Source organism: Paenibacillus oryzisoli (assembly GCF_001653565.1).
GTDB lineage: Bacteria > Bacillota > Bacilli > Paenibacillales > NBRC-103111 > Paenibacillus_E > Paenibacillus_E oryzisoli.
Map to the genome: position 1 here is coordinate 19,335 of NZ_LYPB01000041.1, position 11,944 is coordinate 31,278.

Here is an 11,944-nt window from a genome sequence, read left to right on the forward strand (position 1 = left end):
AGTGGGATCGCTTAGATTCATGAGTAGTGAGACTTTGATTCGTCAAGGACTCCTATATTACTGCAAGGAGGTGTCTATCATGGCAAAAAAGGTTATTAAAATCGTGAAGCTTCAAGTTCAAGCTGCGAAAGCAAATCCAGCACCACCGATCGGTCCAGCATTGGGTCAAGCAGGTGTGAACATCATGGCTTTCTGTAAAGAGTTTAACGCTCGTACTGCTGATCAAGTTGGTCTAATCATTCCAGTTGAAATCACAGTTTTCGAAGACCGCTCCTTTACATTCATCACTAAAACGCCTCCGGCTGCAGTTCTACTTCGCGTCGTTGCTGGTATCGAAAAAGGATCAGGCGAACCGAACAAGAAGAAAGTTGCAACTGTGAAACGCGCGAAAGTTCGCGAAATCGCGGAACAAAAAATGCCTGACCTAAATGCTGCATCCGTTGAGGCTGCAATGCGTATGGTTGAAGGTACTGCTCGCAGCATGGGAATCGTCATCGAAGATTAATTCCGCAAGGAATGCGACTGCGTAAGCATGATGCTTACAGAAATGTTTTCTACGAAAACACGGAAGTCGCTCGGTGGGAGGATTATCCGCTAATACCACTAAGGAGGATAAATATTATGCCTAAACACGGTAAAAAATACCGCGAAGTAGCTCAGCTTGTAAATGCTGAAACTTTGTATGATCCGTCAGAAGCAATCGAGCTTGTTAAGAAAACAGCTCCTGCTAAATTCGATGAAACTGTAGATGTTGCAGTTCGTCTGGGTGTAGACCCAAGAAAACAAGATCAGGCTGTTCGTGGTGTCGTTGTACTTCCACACGGAACTGGTAAAACAAAACGCGTTCTCGTATTTGCAAAAGGCGAGAAAGCAAAAGAGGCTGAAGCAGCTGGTGCAGATTTTGTTGGTGATGCAGACATGATCAACAAAATTCAACAAGGTTGGTTCGAGTTCGATGTTTGCGTAGCTACTCCGGACATGATGAGCGAAGTTGGTAAACTGGGTCGTATCCTCGGGGGTAAAGGTTTAATGCCAAACCCTAAAGCAGGAACAGTTACTTTCGACGTTACTAAAGCTGTTCAAGAGATCAAAGCTGGTAAAATCGAATACCGTCTTGATAAAGCAGGTCAAATTCATGCTCCACTTGGTAAAGTATCTTTCGATGCAGACAAGTTGAACGAAAACTTCAAAGCATTGGTTGATGCACTTGTTCGTGCGAAACCAGCAGCGGCTAAAGGTGTTTACCTTAAGAACATTGCTGTATCTTCCACAATGGGTCCAAGCGTACGTGTTAACCTGTCATCCTTCAGATAAGTAAAAGCTACCAGTTGACTTCGGTTGCTGGGCGTGATACTCTATCAAAGGTCCTAAAAATGAATATGCAAACCGTAGACAGTAGGTGCTGAATAGCTTAATTTCCTACCGAGGTGTTATGATATATATAACGATTTCTTTGTACATCAGGGAAAAAGTGAACACATCATGCCTTCGTAGCGTCTACGAAGGCATTTCTTATTCATAGATAAGAAATGCTAATGCTCCTACTGTTTGCGATCTTGAAAGATAAATGCATAAGAAGTGAGGTGTACTATGGCAAACGCGAAAATTCTTGCAGAGAAAGAACAAGCAGTAGCTGAAGTGACTGAGAAGTTTAAAGCTAGTGCTTCTACAATCATAGCGGACTACCGCGGTTTGAACGTAGCTCAAGTAACTCAGCTGCGCAAAAGCTTGCGCGAAGCTGGTATTGAATTCGTAGTTCTCAAGAACTCGTTGGCTAGACGCGCATCGGCGAATGCTGAACTTAGCGCATTGGATGAGTACCTAACAGGTCCAACTGCTATTGCTTTCAGCAAAGACGATCTAGTTGCTCCAGCGAAAATTTTGACTGAATTTGCGAAAAAGAATGATAAATTGAGCGTAAAAGGTGGCGTGGTCGAAGGCCGCGTAGTTGGATACGATCAAATCAAAGCACTTGCAGAACTTCCATCCAGAGATGGTCTTCTCTCCATGTTGCTTAGCGTTCTTCAAGCTCCAGTTCGTAACTTTGCACTTGCTGTTAAAGCAGTTGCAGAGAAAAAAGAAGCTGAAGGTCAAGCTTAATATTAACGAACGATTTGTTTTACAAACCCAAAAAATAATTTATTAATGATAATGGAGGTTTAACCATGAGCACAAATGCAACGATCCTAGAAGCAATCAAAGGCATGACAATCTTGGAATTGAACGACCTGGTTAAAGCAATCGAAGAAGAGTTTGGCGTAACAGCAGCAGCTCCAGTAGCAGCAGGCGGCGGCGCAGCAGTAGCAGTTGAAGAAGCTCAAACTGAGTTTGACGTTATCTTGACAAGCGCTGGCGCATCCAAAATCAACGTAATCAAAGTAGTTCGTGAAATCACAGGTCTTGGCCTGAAAGAAGCGAAAGACCTTGTTGACGGAGCTCCAAAAGCAGTTAAAGAAAAAGTTAGCCAAGAAGAAGCAGACGCTGTTAAAGCTAAGCTTACTGAAGCTGGCGCTTCCGTAGAAGTTAAGTAATTTCTTTTCGTGAGAAACCTCTTGAAGCTTGACTTCAAGAGGTTTTTTTCAACATATAAGTATGTATGGTTTCACAGGATATGAACGGCGGCAATGCCGTTTGTTGCGCCTAAGTTTGTACCCTTAGGAAAGCCTTAGAAACGCACGTGGTTATTTGTTTTCCTATAGGTAGAAAAGGAGGGAATTCAAACGTGTCAGAGCATTACTACACAAAGCAGCCAAGCGTAAAGAGTGATGTGCAAACTACGCAGGAAATACTTCGTGGTAAGACATTTACTTTTTTAACGGATGCGGGAGTGTTCTCGAAAAAAGGTGTCGATTATGGAAGTAAACATTTAATAGAAACTATGGAACTATCGGAAACAGACCAAGTTCTCGATGTAGGGTGTGGCTACGGCCCGATGGGACTGAGCGCAGCAATGATGTGTCCGAAAGGACATGTGACAATGGTCGACATCAATGAAAGAGCAGTCGAACTTTCGGTGGAGAATGCGCGGAGAAATGGTATTACGAATGTCACCATTCTACAAAGTGATTTATTGGAGCAAGTGAAAGATAAACAGTTTGATGCTGTTCTGACCAATCCGCCAATTCGCGCGGGAAAAGAAACGGTTCATAAGATTTTCGATGACGCTTACGATTGCTTGAAAGATGGAGGTTCTCTGTGGGTTGTCATACAGAAGAAGCAAGGGGCTCCATCAGCAGTGAAAAAGCTGGAGACCCTGTATAGCGAAGTAGTGGAAGTTTCGAAGGATAAGGGGTACCGGATTCTTAAAGCAACGAAGTAAGTCTCCACGAATATACGTGGGAATTTATTTGACTTGACATTTCAAATGTGATATTATTAAAAAATGTCAGTATTAAGATGGGACACATGTCTTTAGTTGGTAAAAATGTCAAGTCTTTTTTTCGCCCGATATGAATAAAATTCGAACTTGCAACGTATAATGTTTGAATTTTGGGAAATTCTAACAGGATGGAGACAATTTCTTGATAAAGCTATTGAATACAGAAAAAAACCTTCATCCATACAGTCGCTTAATTCGGACGGGCTCCACTAACGGAGGCGTCCTGAGTGTACGTCGGTCGAAGTTTTTCTTCTTTCTTTTTATTTATTGAGTAGAGTTGAGGGGTGAATGAAAGTTGGCGGGACATCTTGTTCAATTTGGACGACGTAAACGCAGGACTTATGCACGAATTAATGAGGTTCTGGGCATTCCAAACCTGATTGAAATCCAGCAAAAATCGTATGAGTGGTTTTTGGAAGAGGGACTTCGTGAGATGTTTCAGGATATCTCCCCGATTCAGGATTTTACAGGGAACCTAGTACTGGAGTTCATTGACTATAGCTTAGGCGATCCTAAGTATTCCGTTGATGAGTCCAAAGAACGCGACGTAACTTATGCGGCGCCGTTAAGAGTCAAAGTCCGTTTGATTAATAAGGAAACTGGCGAGGTCAAAGAACAAGAAGTGTTCATGGGGGATTTCCCTATTATGACCGATACAGGAACGTTCATTATTAACGGTGCGGAGCGTGTAATCGTCTCCCAGCTCGTTCGTTCTCCCAGTGTTTATTATAGCACGAAAGTGGATAAAAACGGCAAAAAAACTTACACAGCTACAGTAATTCCTAACCGTGGAGCATGGCTGGAACTTGAGACAGATGCGAAAGATATTATCTATGTTCGTATTGATCGCACGCGTAAAATCCCAGTAACCGTATTGCTTCGTTCATTAGGATTTGGTACGGATGCTGAGATTCTAGATTTGCTTGGCGATAACGAATATATTCGTAACACGCTAGATAAAGATAACACGGATTCTACGGAAAAAGCGTTAATCGAAATCTATGAGCGTCTTCGTCCAGGTGAACCGCCTACGCTTGATAATGCAAGAAGCTTGATCGTTGCTCGTTTCTTTGATCCGAAGCGTTATGATTTGGCTAACGTAGGTCGTTACAAAATCAATAAAAAATTACACATCAAAAACCGCCTATTCAATCAACGCTTGGCTGAAACTTTGGTAGATTCCGAAACAGGAGAAATCATTGCTGAAGCTGGACAGTTGTTGGATCGTCGTGTGCTAGATGAAATCCTACCTTTTATCGAAAAAGGTGCAGGATATAAAGAGTTTACGATTCCTAAAGGTGTAACTGGCGCGGATACAATCCCTGTTCAGTGCATTAATGTTTATTCGCCAACAGAAGAAGGCAAGGTAGTTAAGGTTATTTCTAACGGTGTAATTGATAAAGCTGTCAAGAACATCACGCCTGCCGATATCATCTCTTCCATTAACTACTTTATTAACTTACTGCATGGTATTGGAAATACGGATGATATTGACCATCTAGGTAACCGTCGACTTCGTTCTGTAGGTGAGTTGCTTCAAAATCAATTCCGTATTGGTCTTTCCCGTATGGAACGTGTTGTTCGTGAGCGTATGTCGATTCAAGACGCTAACGTGATTACGCCACAAGCGTTGATCAACATTCGTCCAGTTATCGCATCAATCAAAGAGTTCTTTGGTAGCTCCCAACTATCGCAATTTATGGACCAAACGAATCCGCTAGCTGAATTGACTCATAAGAGACGTCTATCTGCACTCGGACCCGGCGGTTTGACGAGAGAGCGCGCAGGGATGGAAGTTCGTGACGTGCATCACTCTCACTATGGCCGTATGTGTCCAATTGAGACGCCGGAGGGGCCGAACATTGGTTTGATCAACTCCTTGTCCACGTTTGCCCGTATTAACGAGTATGGCTTCATTGAAGCGCCTTACCGTTGGGTAGATCCGAAGACAGGATTGGTTACTGACCAAATCGCTTACTTGACGGCGGATGAAGAAGATAACTATGTTATCGCGCAAGCAAATGCAAAGTTGACGGAAGATAACAAATTCGTTGAAGATGCGATTATCGTTCGTTACAAAGATGATAACTTAACACTTCCGGTTGAACGTGTCGATTACATGGACGTATCTCCGAAGCAAGTTGTATCCGTTGCAACAGCGTTAATTCCGTTCCTTGAAAACGATGACTCCAACCGTGCGTTAATGGGTTCCAACATGCAGCGTCAAGCAGTTCCACTTCTAATTCCTAAAGCTCCGCTTGTAGGTACAGGGATGGAGCACAAGGTTGCTAAGGACTCAGGAGTATGTATTGTCTCCAAATTCGATGGAATTATTGAAAAAGCTGCTGCAAATGAAATTTGGTTGCGTCGCCAAGAAATGGTTGATGGCAAACTTGTCAGCGGTAACGTCGTGAAATATAAGCTCCACAAGTTTATGCGTTCCAACCAAGGGACTTGCATTAATCAACGTCCGATTGTCAAAAAAGGCCAATTGATTAAAGCGGGAGACATCCTTGCTGATGGACCATCTACAGAACAAGGCGAATTGGCGCTTGGACGCAACGTAGTCGTAGCTTTCATGACTTGGGAAGGTTACAACTATGAGGATGCGATCTTGCTAAGCCAAAAGCTTGTGAAGGAAGATGTGTACACCTCCATTCATATCGAGGAGTACGAGTCAGAAGCTCGTGATACGAAGCTTGGACCTGAAGAAATTACTCGCGACATCCCGAACGTAGGGGAAGACGCACTTAAGAATCTTGATGAGCGCGGAATCATCCGTGTTGGTGCTGAAATTGGCGCTGGCGATATTCTTGTTGGTAAAGTAACACCGAAAGGTGTAACGGAGCTAACAGCGGAAGAGAGATTGCTACACGCAATCTTCGGTGAGAAGGCTCGTGAGGTTCGTGATACGTCCCTACGCGTACCGCATGGTACAGATGGTATCGTGGTTGATGTGAAAGTATTTACACGTGAGAACGGCGATGAGCTGCCTCCAGGTGTTAACCAACTCGTTCGTGTCTATATTGCTCAAAAACGGAAAATTTCCGAAGGCGACAAGATGGCGGGACGGCATGGTAACAAAGGGGTAGTAGCACGTATTCTCCCTGAAGAAGATATGCCTTTCCTTCCAGATGGTACGCCAGTTGAAGTTGTTCTGAATCCACTAGGGGTTCCTTCCCGGATGAACATCGGTCAAGTACTTGAAGTTCACTTAGGTATGGCTTCCAAGTATTTGGGTATTCACGCTGCAACGCCAGTATTCGATGGAGCGCGTGAGTATGACGTATTTGATGCCATGGAAGAAGCAGGTATGCAACGTAGTGGTAAAACAATTCTGTACGATGGTCGTACAGGGGAGTCTTTCGAACGCGAAGTAACTGTTGGCGTGATGTACATGATTAAACTGGCACACATGGTTGATGATAAAATCCATGCCCGTTCCACAGGACCTTACTCCCTTGTTACTCAGCAGCCGCTGGGTGGTAAAGCGCAGTTTGGTGGACAACGTTTCGGGGAGATGGAGGTATGGGCACTCGAGGCTTATGGAGCTGCTTATACATTGCAAGAAATTCTTACCGTTAAGTCAGATGACGTTGTGGGCCGTGTGAAAACGTACGAATCCATTGTCAAAGGCGAGAACGTTCCAGAACCAGGTGTTCCGGAATCCTTCAAAGTTTTGATCAAAGAGCTTCAAAGTTTAGGTATGGATGTTAAGATCCTGTCTGGCGACGAAGAAGAGATCGAAATGCGCGAAGCGGATGACGATGATGAAGTAACTAGCGATAAATTAAACCTAAACATCGAGGGCTCCGAACTGGGAGTAAACGATTAGCATCATAGCACTAGATCGAGAACGATTCACTGAAAAGTGGGTTTAAATTTCTTAAAGGAGGGTTGCTCCTTGATGGACGTTAACAACTTCGAGTTTATGAAAATCGGCTTGGCATCACCCGATAAAATTCGCTCTTGGTCCCGTGGGGAAGTAAAGAAGCCGGAAACGATTAACTACAGAACCTTAAAACCTGAGAAAGAAGGTCTTTTCTGTGAAAAGATCTTCGGACCTACGAAAGATTGGGAATGTCATTGCGGTAAGTACAAACGCGTTCGTTATAAAGGCGTGGTTTGTGACCGTTGTGGCGTTGAAGTAACCCGTCAAAAAGTACGTCGTGAGCGCATGGGGCACATTGAGCTTGCTGCTCCTGTTTCACACATTTGGTACTTCAAAGGGATTCCTAGCCGTATGGGTCTTGCGCTGGATATGTCTCCAAGATCATTGGAAGAAATTATCTACTTCGCATCCTACGTAGTAACGGATCCAGGTGATACGCCACTTGAGAAAAAGCAACTATTGTCTGAGAAAGAATACCGTAGCTATCGTGAGAAATACGGCTATGCTTTCCAAGCGGGCATGGGTGCGGAAGCTGTCAAAAAGCTGCTTATCGATATTGATATCGAACGCGAAGTAGACACCCTTAAAGAGGAACTCAAAACAGCACAAGGTCAACGTCGTAATCGTGCGATTAAGCGTTTGGAAGTTATGGAAGCATTCCGTAATTCCAAAAACCTACCTGGTTGGATGGTACTGGATGTACTTCCTGTAATCCCTCCAGAGCTTCGTCCGATGGTACAGCTTGACGGGGGTCGTTTTGCGACATCCGATTTGAATGATCTCTATCGTCGTGTAATTAACCGTAATAACCGTCTGAAGAGATTGCTCGACCTAGGCGCTCCGGACATCATTGTTCAAAATGAGAAACGGATGCTTCAAGAAGCGGTTGATGCTTTGATCGATAACGGTCGTCGCGGCCGTCCAGTAACAGGTCCGGGTAACCGTCCTTTGAAATCCCTCAGCCACATGCTGAAAGGTAAACAAGGTCGTTTCCGTCAGAACTTGCTAGGTAAACGTGTTGACTACTCCGGTCGTTCTGTTATCGTAGTAGGACCTAACCTGAAGATGTACCAATGTGGTCTTCCGAAGGAAATGGCGCTTGAATTATTCAAGCCTTTTGTAATGAAAGAGCTTGTGAATAAAGGTTTGGCTCATAACATCAAGAGTGCGAAACGTAAAGTTGAGCGCGTAAGTCCAGATGTTTGGGACGTTCTTGAAGAAGTCATCAAGGAGCACCCGGTTCTTCTGAACCGTGCACCTACGTTGCATAGATTGGGTATTCAAGCTTTTGAACCGATTCTGGTTGAAGGCCGCGCTATTAAACTTCATCCACTCGTATGTACAGCTTACAATGCTGACTTCGACGGTGACCAAATGGCCGTTCACGTACCATTGTCCTCCGAAGCGCAAGCTGAAGCACGTTTGCTCATGCTAGCATCAGGTAACATTTTGAATCCGAAGGACGGTAAACCGGTTGTTACGCCTTCACAGGATATGGTCTTGGGAAGCTTCTATTTAACAACAGATAACAAATTCGCTAAAGGTGCAGGTTCTATTATTAGAACGGTTCACGAAGCAGTTTCTTCCTACCAATCGGGCAAAATGGCATTGCATGCACGTGTAGCGATTCCTGCTAAAGCACTGAACAAAACAAGCTTCACTGAGAAGCAACAAAACGCTATGTTAATCACAACAATCGGTAAAATTATTATGAACGAAATCTATCCTGCTGATTTCCCATTCATAAATGAGCCGACCAAAACAAACCTTTTGAATGGTATTCCAGATGCGCATTTCGTATTTGAAAAAGGTGCAGATCTGAAAGCGATCATGTTGGAACGTGATGAGAACAAAGCGGTAGGTAAAGAATATTTAGGATCGATTATTGCGGAATGCTTCCGTAAGTACCACACAACGCAAACATCGATGATTCTTGATAAAATTAAAGAGCTTGGATTCACGTATTCCACTAAAGCGGGTATTACCGTAGCAGTCTCTGACGTTGTTGTTCCAACTGAAAAAGTAGCGATCCTTAAGGATTGTGAAGAGAAAGTACGCGTAGTTACGAACCAATACCGACGTGGTTTGATTACAGATGAAGAGCGTTACGATCGCGTTATTGCGATCTGGAGTAAAGCTAAGGATGAAATCACTGAGATCTTGATGAAATCCCTTGATAAATACAACTCTATTTCCATGATGGTTGAATCCAAAGCACGGGGTAACAAATCTCAGATTACACAGCTTGGCGGTATGCGTGGTTTGATGGCGAATCCATCCGGTAAGATTATGGAGTTGCCGATTAAATCGAACTTCCGTGAAGGTTTGACAATCTTAGAATACTTTATTTCCACGCACGGAGCGCGTAAAGGTCTTGCCGATACAGCACTTCGTACAGCGGATTCCGGTTACTTGACTCGTCGTCTCGTTGACGTAGCGCAAGATGTTATCGTTCGTGAAGACGACTGTGGAACAGACAAAGGCTTTATGGTTAGCAAAATTCAAGACGGTAAAGAGGTTATTGAAGACCTTTACGATCGTATTGAAGGGCGCTACGCTTACGAAACTCTTCGTCACCCACAAACAGGTGAAGTTATCGTTCAACGTAATGAGCTTATCGAATCAGGTATTGCAGATCGTATTATTGAAGCAGGCATCGAGAAACTTCAAATTCGTTCTGTACTTAGCTGCCGCACCAATCATGGTGTTTGTAAGAAATGTTATGGTCGTAACTTGGCTACTGGTCAATTCGTTGAGGTTGGTGAGGCAGTTGGTATTATTGCCGCGCAATCCATTGGTGAGCCAGGAACACAGTTGACGATGCGTACATTCCATACCGGTGGTGTTGCCGGAGACGATATTACACAAGGTTTGCCGCGTATTCAGGAGCTCTTTGAAGCACGTAATCCGAAAGGTCAAGCGATCATTTCCGAAATCGACGGTGTCGTTAAGGAAATCCGTGAAGCTAAGGACCGTCGCGAAATTGAAGTTCAAGGCGAAGCGGAATCCAAAGTATATGCAGTTCCTTACGGATCTCGTGTACGTGTTTCATTGAATCAACAAGTTGAAGCTGGTGACGAGTTGACGGACGGGTCTATCGATCCGAAAGAAATGCTTCGCATCAAAGGTATTCGCGGCGTTCAGAACTATATTCTTCAAGAAGTACAACGTGTTTATCGTAACCAAGGGGTAGAAATTAACGATAAACATATTGAAGTTATGGTTCGTCAAATGCTACGTAAAATCCGCATCGTAGATGCTGGTGATACAACGCTACTACCTGGTTCATTTGTTGATATACATGAGTACGAAGCAGCTAATAAGGTTGCTTTGTTCGCTGGCAATGAGCCTGCGGTTGCTCGTCCAATCTTGCTCGGTATTACGAAAGCTTCACTTGAAACGGACTCCTTCTTGTCTGCAGCCTCATTCCAAGAGACGACACGTGTCTTGACTGATGCAGCGATTAAGGGGAAAGTCGACCAATTGTTAGGTTTGAAAGAGAATGTTATTATCGGTAAGTTGATCCCTGCGGGAACAGGTATGCCAAGATATCGTAACATTCGCATCACGAACCCGAACGAGGTTGTCGTTTTGGATGAAGACTTGGAAAAAGAAACAGTTGCCGTTGAGTAATTGAATATATGTAGAGAGGTAGCCACTTGATTAGGGGTGTGCTACCTCTTTCTATGTAACAAACTGTCTAAAGTCAAAGTAGAAATACTTAAACTAGCCCTTGACACTCTCTAATCAAAATGATAATATATCGTAGTGTGCCTAAGTCGATATTCTTTCCTTTCTTTGAAGGGGGTGCCTAATGTCATATGAAATAGTCAAACAGGCGAAGAATAGATGTGTAGGCACGAAGAAGGTTACAAAAACAGTCGAGCAAGGTAAGGCGATAGAAGTTTTTGTTTCTAAAGATGCAGATCCGCGATTGACGATAAATCTGGTAGCTCTCTGTACGCAGATGGGTGTGCCTGTAACCTACGTAGATTCTATGAAGATGCTAGGTAAAGCATGTGGAATTGAAGTTGGAGCTGCGGTAGCAGCTGTTGTAAATGAATAAGTGCTTAAGGTGTTTTTGTTAGTGGAAGATGATTGTATAAGTTCTCGTGACTTTGGCGACTCTCCATAACAAAGACTTTCTCTTTGCTCATTTATGACTCGCCTGGATCTGTGGGCTTGCAAGTAGCACATCATGTTATGAATGTAGGGAGGAGGTGGCGATATGCCAACAATTAACCAACTAGTACGTAAAGGTCGTCAAGCGAAGGTGGATAAGTCCAAATCACCAGCTTTGCAAAAAGGTTTTAACGCTTTGAAAAGAGAAGCAACGGATTTGAGCGCTCCTCAAAAACGTGGTGTCTGCACGCGTGTAGGTACTATGACTCCTAAGAAGCCTAACTCCGCACTTCGTAAATACGCTCGTGTTCGTTTAACGAACCGCGTAGAGGTGACAGCTTATATCCCAGGTATCGGTCACAACCTGCAAGAACACAGTGTTGTATTGATCCGTGGTGGTAGAATTAAAGATCTTCCAGGGGTACGTTATCACATCGTGCGTGGAGCACTTGATACTTCCGGTGTTAATAACCGTAAGCAATCCCGTTCCAAATACGGTACGAAGCGTCCGAAAGTTAAAAAATAAGAGATAATAATCAGGAATGATTCTT

9 protein-coding genes and 1 other annotated feature are annotated in these 11,944 nt (G+C 43.8%); all 9 genes read left to right on the top strand.

The genetic code is table 11. The features are described 5' to 3' along the window. The first annotated feature begins 79 nt into the window (after positions 1-79). The gene (gene rplK, locus A8708_RS02005; protein WP_028557508.1) at positions 80-505 is read left to right on the top strand and encodes a 50S ribosomal protein L11; all 426 of its coding nucleotides are present in this window, start codon (positions 80-82) and stop codon (positions 503-505) included. A gap of 116 nt (positions 506-621) precedes the next feature. Then, positions 622-1,314: a 50S ribosomal protein L1 gene (gene rplA / locus A8708_RS02010; protein ID WP_028557507.1), complete on the top strand. Its 693-nt coding sequence runs from the start codon at positions 622-624 to the stop codon at positions 1,312-1,314. Between the two features lie 54 nt (positions 1,315-1,368). Continuing rightward, positions 1,369-1,522: a sequence feature (ribosomal protein L10 leader region), on the top strand. Between the two features lie 68 nt (positions 1,523-1,590). Next, complete coding sequence (rplJ, locus tag A8708_RS02015; protein ID WP_068661872.1) at positions 1,591-2,100, top strand: 50S ribosomal protein L10; 510 nt, start codon at positions 1,591-1,593, stop codon at positions 2,098-2,100. Between the two features lie 65 nt (positions 2,101-2,165). Beyond that, positions 2,166-2,531, top strand: a complete 366-nt coding sequence (gene rplL, locus A8708_RS02020) for a 50S ribosomal protein L7/L12 (protein WP_057313458.1) — start codon at positions 2,166-2,168, stop codon at positions 2,529-2,531. Positions 2,532-2,722: 191 nt separating this feature from the next. After that, positions 2,723-3,319 carry a class I SAM-dependent methyltransferase gene (locus tag A8708_RS02025; RefSeq protein ID WP_068661873.1) on the top strand — a complete coding sequence of 199 codons (597 nt, stop codon included), beginning with the start codon at positions 2,723-2,725 and terminating at the stop codon, positions 3,317-3,319. A gap of 355 nt (positions 3,320-3,674) precedes the next feature. Further along, the gene (gene rpoB / locus A8708_RS02030; protein WP_068661874.1) at positions 3,675-7,214 is read left to right on the top strand and encodes a DNA-directed RNA polymerase subunit beta; all 3,540 of its coding nucleotides are present in this window, start codon (positions 3,675-3,677) and stop codon (positions 7,212-7,214) included. 69 nt (positions 7,215-7,283) lie between these two features. Beyond that, positions 7,284-10,904 (top strand): DNA-directed RNA polymerase subunit beta', encoded by a 3,621-nt coding sequence (gene rpoC / locus A8708_RS02035; RefSeq protein ID WP_068661875.1) that lies wholly within the window; start codon positions 7,284-7,286, stop codon positions 10,902-10,904. Between the two features lie 181 nt (positions 10,905-11,085). Then, positions 11,086-11,337 (top strand): ribosomal L7Ae/L30e/S12e/Gadd45 family protein, encoded by a 252-nt coding sequence (locus A8708_RS02040; RefSeq protein WP_056618306.1) that lies wholly within the window; start codon positions 11,086-11,088, stop codon positions 11,335-11,337. 162 nt (positions 11,338-11,499) lie between these two features. Then, on the top strand, positions 11,500-11,919 hold the full coding sequence (gene rpsL, locus A8708_RS02045) for a 30S ribosomal protein S12 (protein ID WP_028557500.1): 420 nt from the start codon (positions 11,500-11,502) through the stop codon (positions 11,917-11,919). Positions 11,920-11,944: the final 25 nt, after the last annotated feature.

Excerpts from the sequence above, each read along its gene's own strand:
- rplK (WP_028557508.1), top strand. The coding sequence starts at position 80 with ATGGCAAAAAAGGTTATTAAAATCGTGAAGCTTCAAGTTCAAGCTGCG.
- rplA (WP_028557507.1), top strand. The coding sequence starts at position 622 with ATGCCTAAACACGGTAAAAAATACCGCGAAGTAGCTCAGCTTGTAAAT.
- rplJ (WP_068661872.1), top strand. The coding sequence starts at position 1,591 with ATGGCAAACGCGAAAATTCTTGCAGAGAAAGAACAAGCAGTAGCTGAA.
- rplL (WP_057313458.1), top strand. The coding sequence starts at position 2,166 with ATGAGCACAAATGCAACGATCCTAGAAGCAATCAAAGGCATGACAATC.
- A8708_RS02040 (WP_056618306.1), top strand. The coding sequence starts at position 11,086 with ATGTCATATGAAATAGTCAAACAGGCGAAGAATAGATGTGTAGGCACG.
- rpsL (WP_028557500.1), top strand. The coding sequence starts at position 11,500 with ATGCCAACAATTAACCAACTAGTACGTAAAGGTCGTCAAGCGAAGGTG.